The organism is Glycomyces albidus, assembly GCF_009451885.1.
Taxonomy (GTDB): domain Bacteria; phylum Actinomycetota; class Actinomycetes; order Mycobacteriales; family Micromonosporaceae; genus Glycomyces; species Glycomyces albidus.
Genome location: NZ_WIAO01000001.1, coordinates 323,552 through 338,675, shown reverse-complemented (window position 1 = coordinate 338,675; position 15,124 = coordinate 323,552). Strand labels below are relative to the sequence as shown.

The following is a 15,124-nucleotide window of genomic DNA, read 5'->3' as shown; positions in this document are numbered from 1 at the left end:
CTGTTCACACCTGGCAGCAGGCGAAGCTGACAGCGGTGAGGATCGGGACGGCGAGGATCAGGACCGGCGCGGCCACTGCGGCATGGCCGCCGAGGATCGTACCGATGCCCGTCCGTCCGCGGCCCGGGGATGCGTCGAGCAGTCGTTCGATGCGGGCGACGGTGTCGCCGCCTGCGGCGGACAGCGCCTCTGCCGGCGCCTGGGCCGCGGCGACGCTGAGCAGGCTGCGGGCGAGGGTGCTCCGGGTCGAACTCCGTGCGGCCGCGTCGTCGGCGGCGAGTTCGACGAGGTGCCCGATCCGCTCGGGTAGGCGCGCGAACAGCGGCAGGGCCCCGAATGCGCGTTTGCCGGTCTGCGCCAAGGCGATGAGCAGGTGGTGGCGGCCGGCGAGGTGCGCACGTTCGTGCGCGAGGACGGCGGCGAGCTCGGAACGGTCGAGCAGTGCCAGTGCCCCCGAGGTCACGGCGATCAATCCGCCCTTGCCGGGGATGCAGTAGGCGGCCGGGCGGGCGCTCGAGACGACCGCCGCCCCGAGGTGCGGGTCGCGCGGGGCGTTCGCGAGGGCGCGCCGCAACCGGGACCGCTCGGCGGCCGTCGACCGCGCGACCGAGACGGCGGCGACCAGCACCCCGATCGGCACCGCCCAGATCAAAGCGGCGGCGATGACCGCGACGATCGAGCCGCCCGTCGCCCCGTGCAGTTCGTGGAGTGCGGCGACGCAGTCGTGGACGAGACCGGCGGCCGCGCCGCTGTGGCCTCGGGCCGGCAGGACGATCGCCGCCCCGGCGAGGACCAGTGCCGACGTGAAGGACACGGCCAGTGCGAACCAGGTGGTGATGGCCAGGCGCGGCGACGCCGTGTCCCATCGGAATCGGTCCATGAGCCGCGGGCCGATGAGGCCGAGCAGGGCCGCGTAGGCGAGCAGGATCAGCGCGGCGGTCATCGTTTCTCCTCTGCGAGGATCTCGCGCAGGCGTGCCAGCTCGTCCGGGCTGATCCTGCCGATGAAGCGCAGCAGGGTGGCGCTGCGGTCCGAGGAGGATTCGAGGACGGCGGCCATGGCGTCGGCGTCGAATTCCTCGCGGGACTGCGCGGGCCGGTAGGCCCAGGCCCGGCCGACGCGTTCGCGGGTGACGATGCCCTTGCGGTGCAGGTTGTCCAGGACTGTCATGACGGTGGTGTAGGCCGGCTGCGGATCCCGTTCGAGCGCGCCGAGCACGTCGCGGACCGTGGCCGGGTCGGGCACGGACCACAGGACCGCCATGATCGCGGCTTCCAGCTCGCCGAGTCGGGGCATCGGGACCTCCCTTTCGGCATGAACCCTATCGCTCGCGTCCCGGGGACCGTCCGCAGCGACCGACAGCACCGGGGCCGGGCGACGCGTGCGCCGCCCGGCCCTGTGCCCCTGTTTCGGTCTCGTCTCAGGCCGCAGTGGTCACCTCGGCCTTCGTCCGCCGCACGGTCACCGCGGCGAGGACGGCCGCTGCCAGCGCGATGACGGCCGCTGCGATGAACGCGGTGGAGAACCCGTCGGTGAGGGCGGCCGGGTTCCCGACCTCGCCGGCGCCGTCGGCGACGGCGAGCGCGGTGACGACGGCCAGCCCGAGGGCCGAGCCGATCTGGTAGCCGGTGTTGACGATGCCGGAGGCGAGGCCGCCTTCCTCAGGACGGGCACTGGAGATCGCCATCTGGAGCGAGGGGATGAACGCCAGGGCCATGCCGAGCGCCGCGAGGAGCGAGGCGGGCAGCACGTCGACGGCGAACGTTCCTTCAGGACGGATGAACGAGAGCCACAGCAGTCCTCCCGCGAGCAGCGCCAGGCCGGTGACGATCATGGCCTTGGAGCCGAACCGGGCCATGAGCCGCGGCGCGATCGCGACCATGCCGATCATGATGAGCACGGTCATCGGCAGCAGTGCCGCGCCCGAGGGGAACGCCGAGAACCCGAGGACCTGCTGGAGGTAGAGGTTCAGGAAGAACCACATCGGGATCCAGGCCGCCCCGAGCAGGATCTGGGCCAGGTTGGCGGCGCCGAGGTTCGGGGCGCGGAAGATCGCGAGCGGCACCAGAGGGCTGCGGCGCCTCGCCTGCAGCGCGACGAAGGCGGCGAGCAGTGCCGCGGCGATCAGGAGGGTGCCCCAGACGGCGGGTTCGGCCCAGCCGACTTCGGGTGCGCGGACGATGGCGAAGACGGCGGCGGCCAGGCCGAGCGTCGCCGTCAGAGCGCCGAGGACGTCGAGCGAACCCCGTTGGGCGGTGCCGCCGGGCAGGAGCGCGGGGGCGGCGGCGATGGCGAAGACCGCGACGGGGATGTTGATGTAGAAGACCCACGGCCAGGAGGCGTACTCGGTGATGAGTCCGCCGAGGAAGACCCCGGCGGTGCCGCCTGCGGGCGCCGCGGCGCCGTAGAAGGCGAACGCCTTGGTCAGTTCCTTCGGGTCGGCGCCGAACAGCATCATGAGCAGTGTCAGCGCCGAAGGCGCGATGAGCGCGGCGCCGACGCCCTGGACGCCGCGCCCGGCCAGCTCGGTCGCCGCGTTCTGGGCCAGGCCGGCGACGAGCGATCCGGCGCCCAGGATCAGCCAGCCGAGGCTGAACATGCGGCGGGCGCCGAGGAGGTCGGAGAGCCTGCCGCCCAAGAGGAGCAGGCCGCCGAAGACCACGACGTAGGCGTTGAAGACCCACGAGAGGCTCTCCTGCGTGAAGCCGAGGTCCTCCTGCATCTTCGGCAGTGCGACGCCGATGATCGAGGTGTCCATGATGACCGTGAACTGGGCCAGGGCGATGAGCGCGAGGGCGATCCAGCGCCGTGAGGCCGGGGGTGTCGATGTGGACGACATGTCCGTCTCCTATACCGGTAGGGGGTATGCCAGGGAGGCAGTACTCCGTTTGTCGCTGAGGATCTCCGAGGGCCGGCGATCCGCGTGGATGTAGTTCTAACATACCCCTGGGGGGTATATCAACTGCAGTGATGCGGATCGCTGCAACCGGGCCCGCCGCCGATCCCGCGTCCGGCGCGTCGGCGGCGCGGCCGGTGGACCGGACGGCGGTCGGGCCGCTCGTTCTGCCCTACCGACCCGCGTCGGTCCTCAATGGATTCCGCTGGCGGCCTCGGTCCGGCGGCGAAGCCCCGGAATGCGGCGGCCGAGGACGAGGTAGACGGCCACTGCGGCGAGGGCGAGGGATCCGATGCCGAGGTACATGACCGTGCCGCCCCAGCCCGCAAGGAGCAGGCTGCCGAGGAAGGGCCCGGCGAAGCCGCCGAGCTGGGTGAAGGACTGCGCGCCGAAGTACGCGCCGCGGTCGGCGGGCGGGGCGATGCGGTCGATGAGGGCGAACTCGGAGGGGACGATGAACACTTCGCCGAAGCTGAAGACGACCATGGCGGCCACGAAGTGCCACAACGAGACCGAGAACGCGAAACCCGCCATGCCCGCGAACAGGAGCAGTCCGCCGACGGTGATGGCGGTGACGGGTCGGAGGCGCAGCACGTACCTGGCGGCGAGCAGCTGGAAGGCGACGACGGTGACCGCGTTGGCGGTCATGACCGCCGCGAGGATCCGGGCGCCGTTCGCGAAGCCGAGGTCGAGGTCCTGGGCGAGGAGCGCGGAGATGCGCAGCTGCACCGATTCGAGGAGCAGCCCGGCGAGCAGGAGCGTCAGCAGCCGCGCGTCGGTGGCGACGGCCCGCAGGCTCCCGAGGAACCGCTCGCCCGCGCGCGGGCCTTCGGCCGCCGCTCGGGGGACGGGCACCGCAGGGGCGACGCGGACCGCGACGGCGAGCGCGCCGAGGTAGAGGCCGTAGACGACCGCGGCCGCCGCGAAGGCGGGGCGGGCGCCGGAGAGCCCGAGCGCGACGCCGAGGAGCGGGCCGATCGCGTACCCGGCGTTGGTGGCGAGGTACTGGTGTGAGAACCAGCGCACGCGCGTGTCCTCGGGCAGGAGGTCGCCCAGGAGCGCCTTGCCGACGGGTGCGAACACGCTGCTGGACAGCGCGAGTGCGGCGTTGGCGGCCACGACGGCGGCCAGGTGCTCCGCGAGCGCGAAGCCCGCGAACGACACGACCACCCCCGCCAGTCCCGCGAGGAGGACCGGAACGCGTCCGAAGTGGTCGGAGAGGGTGCCGCCGAGGAATCCGGCGGCGATCGAGAAGAACACCGAGGACCCGATGACCAGGCCGACGGCCGCCGGCTCGAGGCCGAGTTCGCGGCGCAGGAAGACCGCGAGGAACGGGATGGTCACCGAGTTGGCGAGGCTCATGATGCCTGCGCCGGCGACGAGGAGCTTGGCGAGGACCGGGGTGCGGGAGGCGCGCATGGAAGCCCTTTCGGACCGGGTTTGCGGTGGAGGGGAGCGGAGGCTCATCCCTTCGGCGGGACCGCATCCCAGTCCCGGCGCCGCAATCCGGTTGAGCGGCGGAGGACACGGCGGCCCTTGGCGCCAAGCATACCCCGCCGGGGTATCCAGGTGGCCGCGACTCCTCGTGGCCGCTCCCGCCGCCCACCTCCCCGGCGCGAAACGCCGCTCAGGCCGCCGCGTCGCCGTGCGGCCTGAGCCGCGCGCTAATGGAGGATGGTGGTGGCGCCGTACCAGACGTTGCCGTGGTCGAGTTCGACGACCTTCACGACCGACCGCGAGTTCGGGGCGTGGACGATCAGGCCGTTGCCGATGTACATGCCCATGTGGGAGAGGTCGTTGTAGAACACCAGGTCGCCCGGTTGCAGTTCGTCGCGGCCGATGCTCGCGGTCGAGTTGTACTGGGCGGCGGCGTTGTGCGGCAGTTCGATCCCGATCTGCGCGTACGCGCGCAGGACCAGGCCCGAGCAGTCGTAGGTGTCGGGCCCGGCGGTTCCCCACACGTACTGCTTGCCGACCTGGTCGAGCGCGAAGGAGACGACCGCGTACTCGTCCTCGGTCATGTACGGCAGGTCGTAGTCGGTGATCGCGTCGCCGGCGGCGGCCTGCCACTCCTCCTCGAGGTCGTCCATGCGCGCGTTGAGCTCCTCCTGCTGCCGCTCGAGCTCGGCCTCCTGCGCGTCGAGGTCGGCCTGGAGGTCGCCCAGGAGTTCGAGCTGGACCGCGTACTCCTCCGAGGCGGTCCGCAGCTCGTCCAGCAGGGCGAAGTTGTAGAGGTTCGCCGAGTTGAGCCGGTCGAGCCGTTCGACGAACGCGTCGGGCGATCCGGCGTCCAGCAGCAGCGCGGCGTCGCCGATGCCCTGGTCCACGTGGGTCGCGGTGAGGTAGTCGGCCAGCTGTTCGCGCAGGGTGTCCAGGTCGGCCTCGGCCGCGTCCAGGGACTCCTGGGTCTGCGCGATCATGTCGCGGTTGTCCTGCGCCTCCTGCGCCAGCCGGTTGTACTCCTCGACGGCGGCGGTCAGATCGGCGTCGGTCTCCTCGATCTCGTCGGTGATCTCCGAGGTGTCCCGCTGGGCCCAGGCGGGGGCCGAGCCGACGGCGGGCAGGAGGAGGCCGCCGACCACGGCAAGAGAAGTCCATTTGCGACGAGCAGACGACGGCTTCACGAGCGGAGTACTCCTTCGGGACGTCAGGCGCGACGAGGACGATCGGCGGATCGATCGGCCGCGGGCCGGGTCGACCCGCGATGCCCCGGCGGCCTGAGGCGGCGGTCGAACACGCCCCAAACTACTATCAGCGGTAGTAGTTCTTCGAGCGGGGCTCGCGTTCGGCTCCCGCGCGCGGCCGGTTCGACCGAATCCGTTGGGGCGCTTCAGGACTCCTTGACCGCGCGGGTCGACTGGTGCGCCTCGGCCAGCCGTCCGTCAGCGGCGAACCGGCCGAAGAAGTACACCTCGGTCGTGACCGGCCCCTGGCGCATCAGGGCGTGGACGGTGAACCGGGCGGCGATCCGGTCGCCGTCGGCGATCGCCTCGTGCACCTCGAAACGGCCCTCCACCAGGTTCTTGCGCACCGGCCTGATGTGGGCGAGGAGCCGGTCGTAGTCGAGGCGGATCCCGTCGGCGTACTGGACGATGTCGCGGGTGTAGAAGCGGTCCATCGCGGGGCCCGGGTCGCCGTCGACGTGGACGACCTGGTCGTTGAAGTCCGTGAAGAACCCGGCGATGAACCGCTTCGGGTCGGACCGGTGGAGCGGCGTCATGCGAGTGCCTTGAAGTCGTCGGCGTGGTCGGCGATCCAGTCGCGGTAGGTCCGGGCCGGGCGGCCCAGGATGCGCGGCACCTCGTCGGTGACTTCGGGAGCCCGCCCCTCGAACGCGGCGAACCGCGCGATGAAGGACGCCGCGAGCTCGGGCGGCAGGCCCATGGCCGCGATGCGGGCGGCGAACGCCTCGAGCGAGCACTCCCGGTATCGCAGCGGACGACCGGTGACCTCCGCGATCACGGCCGCCATCTGGGCGTGCGTGATCGGCTCGGGCGCGGTGAGGACCGGCTTGCGTCCGAGCAGGACGTCGGTGGTGAGCGCATGCGCGGCGACTTCGGCGACGTCGCGCGGATCGACGACGGCTTCGGCGAAATCGGCGTACGGCCACTCGACGGTGTCGCCGCGCCTGAGCTGGTCGCCCCAGAGCGGGAGCGCCATGCTCGTGTAGACCTGGGGGCGCAGGCTCACCCACTCCCGCCCGCCGGACTCGACCGCCGCCTCGCATTCGCGGTTGCGGTCGCCGACGTACCGCGAGGGCTGCAGCGACAGATCCTGCTCGACGTTGTACGCGGCCAGCGCGACCAGGCGCGAGACGCCGTGCTCCCTTGCGAGGTCCGCGAACGCCGCGCAGGCGTCGCCGATCGCCCTGGCGTTGAGGAACACCGCCCGCACGCCTTCCAGATGCGCCGCCACCGTCTCCGGTCGCGACGGATCGCCGGCGACGACTTCGACCCCCGCGGGGAACGCCGCCCGGGACGGATCGCGCGTGATCGCCCGCACCTCCAGTCCCCGTGCGACGAGCGCCGCCACCAGCGGCCGGCCGACGGTGCCCGTGGCACCGGTGATGAGGATCATGATGCTCCCGCTCTCCTTGATCGCTTGGAGAACAGCGTCCCGCCCCGGGGGCTTCGGCGCATCGCACCGGCGGCCGCAATCGGACCTACGCCCCCGGGTGCAGTCGCGGCGCCGTCCGCTCCTGCGGGCGTAGGGGACCGGTCGCGCGCGGCGGCCGAGCCGACGATATCTCGAACACACGTGTTTGCGTTCTGAGGAATCGGGAGTACGCTGGCAACCCGTACATCGATGTTCGAGTTAAGGAGTCCGCCGTGTCCGCCGCCGTCCACGCCCACACCGAGAGCGAAGCGCCGCCCCTGCCGAGGCGCTGGCTCATGCTGGCCCTGCTGTGCACCGCGCAGGCGATGCTCATCATCGACATCACCGTCGTCAACATCGCGCTGCCGACGATCGGCTCCGAACTCCGCCTCGACCGGGAGGCGCTGACCTGGATCGTCACCGGCTACACCCTGGTCTTCGGCGGTCTCATGCTGTTCGGCGGCCGGCTCGCCGACCTCTTCGGCCGCCGCCGCATGCTCCTGATCGGACTGGCGCTGTTCACCGCGGCCTCGCTCGCCGCCGGACTGGCCCAGACCGGCCCGGTCCTGCTGGGCGGCCGCCTCGCCCAAGGGCTCGGCGCGGCCCTCATGGCGCCCGCGATCCTCTCCACGGTCACCACCGCCTTCCACGGCACCGAACGCCACCGCGCGCTCGGCCTGCTCTCGGCGATCGCCGGAGGCGGCGCGGCCCTCGGCGTCCTCATCGGCGGCGTGCTCACCGCCGGACCCGGCTGGCAGTGGATCTTCTACATCAACGTCCCGATCGGCGCGGTGATCCTGGCGCTCCTGCCGGGGACCCTCCCCGCCGACACTCGTGCGCCGCAGCGCGAACGCGTCGACGTGCCCGGCGCGCTGCTCGTCACCGCGGCCACCGCGGCGCTCATCTTCGGCCTGGTCCGCGCCGGCGACGACGGGTGGACCTCGGCGACCACGCTCGGGGCCCTGGCCGCCGCGGTCGTGCTCTACGCGGTCTTCGCCCTGGTCGAGCGGCGCACCGCCGCCCCGCTCATGCGCGTGGCGCTCCTGGCCCGCCGCACCGTCGTCACCGGCGCGTTCCTCATGCTCATGGCGACCGCGCTGCTGATCTCGTTCTTCTTCCTCGGGTCGCTGTACCTCCAGGACTTCGCCGAGTACTCCGCGCTGCGCACCGGCCTGCTCTTCCTGCCCGTCGCGGTCGCCACCACGATCGGCGCGCAGCTCGCCGCGCACCTCATCGGCAAAACCGGTCCGCGGCCGATCGCCGTGGCCGGGATGGTGCTCGCCGCGGCCGCATCGGCGTGGCTCGCGATGCTCGACACCGGCAGCCGCACCGTCGCCGTCGTCGCCGGACTCGCCCTGGGCGCGTTCGCACTCGGGACCCTGTTCATCACCGCCAACGCCACCGCGCTCTCGCGCGTCGACGCGCACGAGGCCGGCGTGGCCTCGGGGATGGTCACCACCTTCCACGAGCTCGGCGGCTCGATCGGCGTCGCGGTGATGTCGACGGTGGCCGCCGCGAGCATCGGTGCGGGCGCCCCGGCGCTCTCGGGGTTCACCGACGCGTTCCTCGTCTGCGCCGTCGCGTCGGGCGTCGCCGCGCTCATCGCACTGGTCCTCGTCCCGGCCGGCCGAGTCGAGCCGCGCGGCGGCCCCCACGGCCACTAGTACCCTTCAGGCATGGCCGACGGCAAGACCACCGCGTCGGCACGGCGGCCCAGCGGGCAGCGCCGTGCCGACGCCCAGCGCAGCATCGACAGGATCCTCGACGCCGGGCTCCGGCTCTACACCTCCCGGCCGGGCGTGAGCGTCGCCGAGGTCGCCGCCGCCGCCGGGGTCGGGCGCGTGACCCTGTACGGCCACTTCCCGTCCCGGACCGAGCTCGCCAAGGCCCTCCTGGAGCGGGCGTTCGCCGAGACCGAGGCCGCCTGGCGGGAGGTCGACACCTCCGGACCCGCCGACGAAGCGCTGGAGCGGGTCCTGCGCGAGCAGTGGCACCTCATGGAGCGCAACCGGAACCTGCGCGACAACATCATCGGCGACGTGTCCCCGCAGTGGCTGCGCGCCCGCCACGACCCGATCCTCAAACGCATCGAGGACCTGATCACGCGCGGCCGGGACGACGGCGCCTTCCGCACCGACCTGCCGCTGTCGTGGCTGATCACCGCCTTGTACAGCCTGGTCCACGCCGCCTCCGACGAGATCTCGGCGGGCCGCCTGACCACCGGGCAGGCCCCCGACGTCCTCGTCGCCAGCCTCAGATCCCTCTACCGGCCGTGAGCGATGCGCGGCCGGCAGATGCGTGCGCGGAAAGGCCGCAGACGGTCGTCATCGGCCGGGCCGCATCGTGCGCAGGACACCTCTTCTCGCCCACGTCGATGCGGTCCGCTTCGACCCCTGGTTCAGGGCGCGGAAACGGCGATGACGTACTCGCCTTCGGCATAGGCGACGAGCTCGAACGACGCGCCGTCGTACGTGGTGTACATCGTGCCTTCGCCGTTCGCGCGCGCGTCGTTCCAGGTGACTGAACCGAGCGGCCGGCCGTCGGCGAAGAAGGCCACGCCGATGACCCAGCCGTCGACTTCGGTGACGGCGGCGGAGGTCGCTTCGGTGTCGAGCCCGGGGTCGAGTGGGATCTCGACCGGCGCGGTCACGAATACTTCGCAGGAGCCGTCGTAGCAGGCGCCATAGTCGGTGCCGTCCGCGGCTTCGGGAAGGGCCGCGGTCGGCGACGCCGACGGTGAGGGCGCCTGCGTCGATGTCGCGCCGATCTCATCCGGCGCCGTGGTCGTCGGCTCAGGGGAGTCGTCCTCATCGGACGGACCGCAGGCGGCGAACGCGAGCAGAGTCGCGGCCGCGAGGGTGAACAGGCTGCCGGTGCGCTTCACGGTTGGACTCCTCGGCTCGAACGGATCGGGTTCCGTTGTATCCGAGACGGTCCGGGAGGGGTCCCGCTTCATCGAGCAGGGCAGCGTTCACCACCGGATGGGGGCCGGCCGTGGACGGCGGCTTCAACCTGGGGCTCGGACACCAGCGTCAAGGGCACGACGGAAGACCCGGCGGGCGAGCCGGTCCGCGACCGGCTAGGCCAGATCGACCGGGCGGACCCGCAGCTTCTCGGCGATGCGGGCGAGGGCCGCGTGGTCGTCCGCGTCGAGGCGGTCGAGGGCGGCCTCGCGCACGGCGCGCACATGCACGGGCGCGGCGGCGACCACGGCCGCGTACCCGGCGTCGGTGAGCGCGGCGAGGGTATAGCGCCCGTCGGCGGGGTCGGGGGAGCGCTCGAGCCAGCCGCGCTGCTCGAACCGCTTGGCCACGTTGGAAAGGCGCGAGAGGGACCCGTTCGCGAGGAACGCCAGTTCGCTCATGCGCATGCGCCGGTCCGGGGCCTCGGAGACGTGGCTGAGGACCAGGTACTCGAACAGGCTCATCCCGCACTCGCGCTGCAGCGGCGCCTCCAACCGCTCGGGCAGGAGGTAGATGAGCGAGACGAGGCCGGTCCAGGCCTCCTTCTCGGCCGGGTCGAGCCATCGCACCGGGCCGGCGTCGCGGCCCTCGGCGTCCGCAGTCGTGGGCATGGCGGCAGTCTACCGAGCCGCCATTGACTTCACGCTTGAAGTGAATGTGCTAGGTTTACTTCAAGCGTGAAGTCAATGGGAAGGAAGCGCCATGGACGAGCCCCAGTTCTTCATCACCCCGGGGGCGGGAGAGCAGTTGCACGCGCTCCTCGGATACAGCCAGGCGGTGCGCATCGGCGACCGCGTCGAGATCTCCGGCCAGGGCGGCTGGAACGACGAGCTCGAATTCCCCGAGGACCTCGAAGAGGAGATCGTGCGCGCCTTCGACAACGTCGAGCGCACCCTCGCCACCGCCGGGGCCACCTGGGCCGACGTGGTCCACGTCAACTCCTACCACCTGCCCGACGACCCCGCCTTCATCGGCGATCGACCCACCCGGGTCATGGCCGAGCAGTTCCGCAAGCGCATGGGCGGGCGCGCCCCGATCTGGACCCAGACCGGCGTCGCCGCCCTCGGCGCACCCGGTATGCGCGTCGAGATCCGCGTGAGCGCGGTCGTCCGCGACTAGCGCCCGCGCCGGCTCGGTCGCCGAGCGACCGACCGGCGGTCGTTCACGATCGACGACCTCCGTGGCGAGGGGCGGCCGGCTCCGGCGGGGTCGTGCCGACCGACGCCGTCTCTCCACCGGCTCAGCCACGTCTGCGCAGGTCGCGGCCCCCCGTCCTCATGACAAGCGGCCGGTCCCCAATGGGGCCGGCCGCTTTCGCGTGCCCGGGCCGGGCGGCGCCTCGGCAAAAAAATCCGCGAGAGCAGGAACATTTTTATGGACGTCGCGTTCATATCATGGTTTAATGGTCTCATCGTTCATATAACTGAGGAGGGACCCCCATGTCCAACACCGACACCAGCGCAACGCCTCGCGTCGCCCTCGTCACCGGCGGCTCGGGCGGCATCGGCCACGCGATCGTCCAGCGCCTGACCGCCGACGGCTTCGCGGTCGCCGTGCACTACGCCGGCAACGCGCAGCGGGCGCAGGACATCGTCGACGAGGTCGTCGCGGGAGGCGGCCGCGCGATCGCGGTCGGCGGCGACGTCGCCGACGAGAATGCGATGGCCGCCGCGTTCGACGCGGTCGAAACCGAACTCGGCGGCATCGACGTGGTCGTCAACACGGCCGGCATCATGATCCTGTCGCCGGTGGCGAGCCTCGACCTGGCGGACCTGGACCGCATGCACCGCACCAACATCCGCGGCAGCTTCGTGGTCTCCCGACTCGCCGCGAACCGGCTCCGCGGCGGCGGCGCGCTGATCAACGTCTCCACCAGCCAGACCAGGCTCCAGCACCCCACCTACGCGCCGTACGCGGCGAGCAAGGCCGCCGTGGAGGCGCTGACACTGATCCTCGCCCGCGAACTGCGCGGCAAGGACATCACCGTCAACGCGATCGCGCCCGGGCCGACGGCCACGGCGCTGTTCCTCGAGGGCAAGGACCAGCAGACGATCGACCGGCTCGCCTCGCTGCCGCCGCTGGAGCGCCTCGGCACCCCGGACGACATCGCCGAGGTCGCCGCGTTCCTCGCCGGACCGGCCCGGTGGATCAACGGGCAGGTCATCTTCCCCAACGGCGGCATCGCCTGAGCCGCAGCCGCTTCCCATCGCATTCAACGCAAAAGGAGATCACCGTCATGGACACCAGCAGCAACGTCGTCGTCATCACCGGAACATCGAGCGGGTTCGGGAACCTCACCGCCCGCGCGCTCGCGGCCGCCGGTCACACCGTCTACGCCGGAATGCGGGCCACCGCGGGTCGCAACGCGCCCGCCGTGCGGGCACTCGCCGACCTCTCCGCCGCGGAGGGGGTCGATGTGCGCGGCATCGAGATGGACGTGCAGGACCAGGGCTCGATCGATGCCGCCGTTGCGCAGATCATCGCCGAGCAGGGCCGGATCGACGTGCTCGTCCACAACGCGGGCCACATGGTGCTCGGGCCGACCGAGGCGTTCACCCCTGAGCAGATCGTGGCGCAGTACGACGTGAACGTCGTCTCCACCCAGCGCGTCAACCGGGCCGTGCTCCCGCACCTGCGCGAGCAGGGGTCGGGGCTGGTGGTCTGGGTCGGCTCGTCCTCGACGCTCGGCGGCCACCCGCCGTTCCTCGCCCCGTACTTCGCGGCGAAGGCCGGCATGAACGCACTGGCCGAGAGCTACGCGGCCGAGCTGATCAAGTTCGGGGTCGAGACCTCGATCGTCGTCCCCGGCGCGTACACCAGCGGCACGAACCACTTCGCCCACGCCGGCGTCCCCGAGGACGCCGACCGCGCCCGCGAGTACGACGCCCTGTACGGCCTCCTGCGTGAGAACATGGCGCAGAAGCTGCACGACATCTTCCCGGAGGGGCACACCGCCGACGAGGTGTCGGACGAGATCGTCCGCATCGTCGGCCTCCCCGCAGGGCGGCGCCCCTTCCGCGTGACGGTGGACCCGACCCGCGACGGCAGCGAGGTCGTCTCCACGGTCTACGACCGGATCCGTCACGACTTCTTCCACCGCATCGGCATCGAGGAGCTGCTGACGCCGGAGGCGAGCAGGTGACCGCGAGCCCGTCCCTCAAGTCGAGCAAGGAGAATGAACCCATGCGCACCACCGTCCCCGCCGCTCCCCTGAGGGTCCGCCGATGACCGACCGGACGACGGCCCCCGCGGGCCGAGGCCGCGGTCGCCGCCCCGCCGAGGAAGTGCGCGCCGACGTCCTGGAGGCCGTCGGCGCGCTCATCCTCAGCGAGGGCCTCGCGGACCTCACCTTCGAACGGGTCGCGCGCGAGGCCGGAGTCAGCAAGACCACCCTCTACAAATGGTGGCCTTCCAAGGGCGCGCTCGCCCTCGACGGCTACTTCCACGCCGTCGAGGAGACCCTCGCATTCGACGACACCGGCGACATCCGGGCCGACCTGCTCAGCCAGCTCCTCGCCTTCACCCGCCTCATGACGCAGACGCCGGCGGGCCGGGCGCTGCTCGAACTGATCGGCGAGTCGCAGACGGACGCCGAACTGGCGGTCGCCTACCGGCAGCTCTACTCCTCCCAGCGGCGGCGCCTCGCCGGCGACCGCCTCCTGAAGGCCCGGCGGCAGGGGCAGATCCGGTCCGACGTGGACGTGCAGATCGTGGTCGACCAGCTCTGGGGAGCCGTCTACCACCGACTCCTCATCCCCGACGAACCCGTCACCGAGGACTTCGCCCGCGGGCTCGTCGCCAACCTGCTCGACGGGATCGTCCCGGCGAGCCGGTGACACCGGTTCAGGTCGGGCGGTGCTCGACTTCGCGCGCGCCCCGGAAGGCCCGCATCGCGAAGATCCCGACCGCCGCGGCCGTCGCCGCCAGCAGCAGTAGGCCGAGCATGTAGCTGCCGGTCAGCTCGTACACCGCGCCCATCACCAGGGGCGGGAAGTACCCGCCGAGGCCGCCGGCGGCGCCGACGATCCCGGTGACGCCGCCGACGCGGGCCGGCTCGACCCGTTCGGCCACGAGGGCGAACACGCCGCCGGTGCCGAGGCCCAGGAACAGCGCCATGAGGACGAACGCGGTCCCGGCGGGTATCTCGGGAGGCGGTTCGAACGCGAGGACGACGGCCATGACCGAGGCGCCGAAGAACGAGGCCAGGCAGACCCTGAGCGGGCCGACCCGGTCGGAGAGGCTCCCGCCAACGGGCCGGGCGACGACCGCGGCGAGGCTGAACCCGGCGGTCCGCAGGCCCGCTTCGGTCTGCGCGAAGCCGTAGGCGGTGGTGAGCATGGTGGGCAGGTAGGTCGAGAAGGCGACGAAACCGCCGAACGCGATGGCGTACAGCAGCGCCATCTGCCAGGTGACCTTGAGCCGCATGACGGTCTTGAGCCGCGGCAGCGCGGGCTCCTTCGCGGGCCGCCACTGCGGGGCGTCGCGCACGAACGCCCAGCAGACCAGCCCCATCGCGGCGAGCGCGGCGCACATGAGCAGGTGGGTGGGCAGGAGTCCGACACCGTCGACCAGGCGCGGGGTGAGGAACGCCGAGAGGGCGGTGCCGCCCATGCCGGCGCCGAAGACCCCCGTGGCGAAGCCGCGCTTCGCGGGCGGGTACCAGGCGTTGACGAACGGGATGCCGACCGCGAAGGAGGTTCCCGCGACGCCGAGCAGGAATCCCGAGGCGAGCAGGGCCGCGTAGGAGTTCCCGGAGAGCCCGACGAGGAGCACCGGGACGGTCGCGGCGAAGCACGTCGCGGTGAGCATGGCCCGGCCGCCGAACCGGTCGGTGAGGATGCCGGCGGGTATGCGCCCGACGGCGCCGACCAGGACCGGGAACGCGACGAGGACCGAGGTCTGCGTCGGGTTCAGGCCGAGCTGCTCGGAGTAGGTCTTGGACAGCGGGCCGATCAGGTTCCACGCCCAGAAGGTGAGCACGAACGCGGCGGTGGCGAGGGCGAGGTTGGCTCCGGCCCCGCGCTGCACCGGAGCGGACGCTTCGGGCGTTCCCATCGGGCGGCCTCCTCGCTGCAGCGGATCCAGGGACGCGGTCCCGGCGGTGATCCGCCGCGGCCGGTTCGAGCACAGGGCCCGCGGACAGTATGACGATTGCACCCTCCGTTCGGGG

The 15,124-nt window shown here is 71.9% G+C and carries 16 protein-coding genes; 6 read left to right on the top strand and 10 right to left on the bottom strand.

Translation table 11 applies throughout. From position 1 onward, the window contains the following. Window positions 1-4: 4 nt before the first annotated feature. From GFD30_RS01580 to GFD30_RS01550, 7 genes are all read right to left on the bottom strand, one after another. A complete protein-coding gene (locus GFD30_RS01580; protein WP_153023443.1) occupies window positions 5-943 on the bottom strand; it encodes a M56 family metallopeptidase in 939 nt (312 codons plus the stop codon). Beyond that, window positions 940-1,296, bottom strand: a complete 357-nt coding sequence (locus GFD30_RS01575) for a BlaI/MecI/CopY family transcriptional regulator (protein ID WP_153023442.1) — start codon at window positions 1,294-1,296, stop codon at window positions 940-942. The genes GFD30_RS01580 and GFD30_RS01575 overlap by 4 nt, the downstream gene beginning before the upstream one ends. 124 nt (window positions 1,297-1,420) lie before the next feature. Further along, a complete protein-coding gene (locus GFD30_RS01570) occupies window positions 1,421-2,839 on the bottom strand; it encodes an MFS transporter (protein ID WP_153023441.1) in 1,419 nt (472 codons plus the stop codon). Between the two features lie 249 nt (window positions 2,840-3,088). Next, complete coding sequence (locus GFD30_RS01565; protein WP_153023440.1) at window positions 3,089-4,315, bottom strand: MFS transporter; 1,227 nt, start codon at window positions 4,313-4,315, stop codon at window positions 3,089-3,091. A 245-nt stretch (window positions 4,316-4,560) separates the two neighbouring features. Further along, window positions 4,561-5,478, bottom strand: coding sequence for a C40 family peptidase (locus tag GFD30_RS27720; RefSeq protein WP_153023439.1), 918 nt, complete (start codon window positions 5,476-5,478; stop codon window positions 4,561-4,563). Window positions 5,479-5,726: 248 nt separating this feature from the next. After that, window positions 5,727-6,116: a nuclear transport factor 2 family protein gene (locus tag GFD30_RS01555; protein WP_153023438.1), complete on the bottom strand. Its 390-nt coding sequence runs from the start codon at window positions 6,114-6,116 to the stop codon at window positions 5,727-5,729. Further along, window positions 6,113-6,973: an NAD(P)H-binding protein gene (locus GFD30_RS01550; protein WP_153023437.1), complete on the bottom strand. Its 861-nt coding sequence runs from the start codon at window positions 6,971-6,973 to the stop codon at window positions 6,113-6,115. Before GFD30_RS01550 ends, GFD30_RS01555 begins: the two co-directional genes overlap by 4 nt. A 251-nt stretch (window positions 6,974-7,224) precedes the next feature. On the opposite strand from GFD30_RS01550, the gene GFD30_RS01545 reads away from it, so the two are divergent. Beyond that, window positions 7,225-8,655 (top strand): MFS transporter, encoded by a 1,431-nt coding sequence (locus GFD30_RS01545; RefSeq protein ID WP_322632825.1) that lies wholly within the window; start codon window positions 7,225-7,227, stop codon window positions 8,653-8,655. 12 nt (window positions 8,656-8,667) lie between these two features. Further along, complete coding sequence (locus GFD30_RS01540) at window positions 8,668-9,267, top strand: TetR/AcrR family transcriptional regulator (protein ID WP_153023436.1); 600 nt, start codon at window positions 8,668-8,670, stop codon at window positions 9,265-9,267. 122 nt (window positions 9,268-9,389) lie between these two features. On the opposite strand, the gene GFD30_RS01535 is transcribed toward GFD30_RS01540, so the two are convergent. Both GFD30_RS01535 and GFD30_RS01530 read right to left on the bottom strand, forming a co-directional pair. After that, entirely contained in the window at window positions 9,390-9,875 is a 486-nt protein-coding gene (locus tag GFD30_RS01535) for a hypothetical protein (RefSeq protein WP_153023435.1), read from the bottom strand. Window positions 9,876-10,070: 195 nt separating this feature from the next. Then, the gene (locus tag GFD30_RS01530) at window positions 10,071-10,565 is read right to left on the bottom strand and encodes a MarR family winged helix-turn-helix transcriptional regulator (protein WP_153023434.1); all 495 of its coding nucleotides are present in this window, start codon (window positions 10,563-10,565) and stop codon (window positions 10,071-10,073) included. 91 nt (window positions 10,566-10,656) lie between these two features. Between GFD30_RS01530 and GFD30_RS01525 the strand changes: the two genes are divergently transcribed. The 4 genes from GFD30_RS01525 (at window position 10,657) to GFD30_RS01510 (ending at window position 13,790) form a co-directional block, all read left to right on the top strand. Continuing rightward, entirely contained in the window at window positions 10,657-11,073 is a 417-nt protein-coding gene (locus GFD30_RS01525) for a RidA family protein (protein WP_153023433.1), read from the top strand. A 320-nt stretch (window positions 11,074-11,393) separates the two neighbouring features. After that, window positions 11,394-12,143, top strand: a complete 750-nt coding sequence (locus GFD30_RS01520) for an SDR family oxidoreductase (protein ID WP_153023432.1) — start codon at window positions 11,394-11,396, stop codon at window positions 12,141-12,143. Window positions 12,144-12,190: 47 nt separating this feature from the next. Then, a complete protein-coding gene (locus tag GFD30_RS01515; protein ID WP_153023431.1) occupies window positions 12,191-13,096 on the top strand; it encodes an SDR family oxidoreductase in 906 nt (301 codons plus the stop codon). Window positions 13,097-13,178: 82 nt separating this feature from the next. After that, window positions 13,179-13,790, top strand: a complete 612-nt coding sequence (locus GFD30_RS01510; RefSeq protein ID WP_153023430.1) for a TetR/AcrR family transcriptional regulator — start codon at window positions 13,179-13,181, stop codon at window positions 13,788-13,790. 7 nt (window positions 13,791-13,797) lie between these two features. Here the strand turns inward: GFD30_RS01510 and GFD30_RS01505 are convergent, their stop codons facing one another. Then, the gene (locus GFD30_RS01505; RefSeq protein WP_153023429.1) at window positions 13,798-15,009 is read right to left on the bottom strand and encodes an MFS transporter; all 1,212 of its coding nucleotides are present in this window, start codon (window positions 15,007-15,009) and stop codon (window positions 13,798-13,800) included. Window positions 15,010-15,124 lie beyond the last annotated feature (115 nt).

Bases quoted from the DNA above. Each gene is read 5' to 3' on its own strand.
- GFD30_RS01580 (WP_153023443.1), bottom strand. From the start codon at position 943: ATGACCGCCGCGCTGATCCTGCTCGCCTACGCGGCCCTGCTCGGCCTC.
- GFD30_RS01575 (WP_153023442.1), bottom strand. From the start codon at position 1,296: ATGCCCCGACTCGGCGAGCTGGAAGCCGCGATCATGGCGGTCCTGTGG.
- GFD30_RS01570 (WP_153023441.1), bottom strand. From the start codon at position 2,839: ATGTCGTCCACATCGACACCCCCGGCCTCACGGCGCTGGATCGCCCTC.
- GFD30_RS01565 (WP_153023440.1), bottom strand. From the start codon at position 4,315: ATGCGCGCCTCCCGCACCCCGGTCCTCGCCAAGCTCCTCGTCGCCGGC.
- GFD30_RS01555 (WP_153023438.1), bottom strand. From the start codon at position 6,116: ATGACGCCGCTCCACCGGTCCGACCCGAAGCGGTTCATCGCCGGGTTC.
- GFD30_RS01550 (WP_153023437.1), bottom strand. From the start codon at position 6,973: ATGATCCTCATCACCGGTGCCACGGGCACCGTCGGCCGGCCGCTGGTG.
- GFD30_RS01540 (WP_153023436.1), top strand. From the start codon at position 8,668: ATGGCCGACGGCAAGACCACCGCGTCGGCACGGCGGCCCAGCGGGCAG.
- GFD30_RS01530 (WP_153023434.1), bottom strand. From the start codon at position 10,565: ATGCCCACGACTGCGGACGCCGAGGGCCGCGACGCCGGCCCGGTGCGA.
- GFD30_RS01525 (WP_153023433.1), top strand. From the start codon at position 10,657: ATGGACGAGCCCCAGTTCTTCATCACCCCGGGGGCGGGAGAGCAGTTG.
- GFD30_RS01520 (WP_153023432.1), top strand. From the start codon at position 11,394: ATGTCCAACACCGACACCAGCGCAACGCCTCGCGTCGCCCTCGTCACC.
- GFD30_RS01515 (WP_153023431.1), top strand. From the start codon at position 12,191: ATGGACACCAGCAGCAACGTCGTCGTCATCACCGGAACATCGAGCGGG.
- GFD30_RS01510 (WP_153023430.1), top strand. From the start codon at position 13,179: ATGACCGACCGGACGACGGCCCCCGCGGGCCGAGGCCGCGGTCGCCGC.
- GFD30_RS01505 (WP_153023429.1), bottom strand. From the start codon at position 15,009: ATGGGAACGCCCGAAGCGTCCGCTCCGGTGCAGCGCGGGGCCGGAGCC.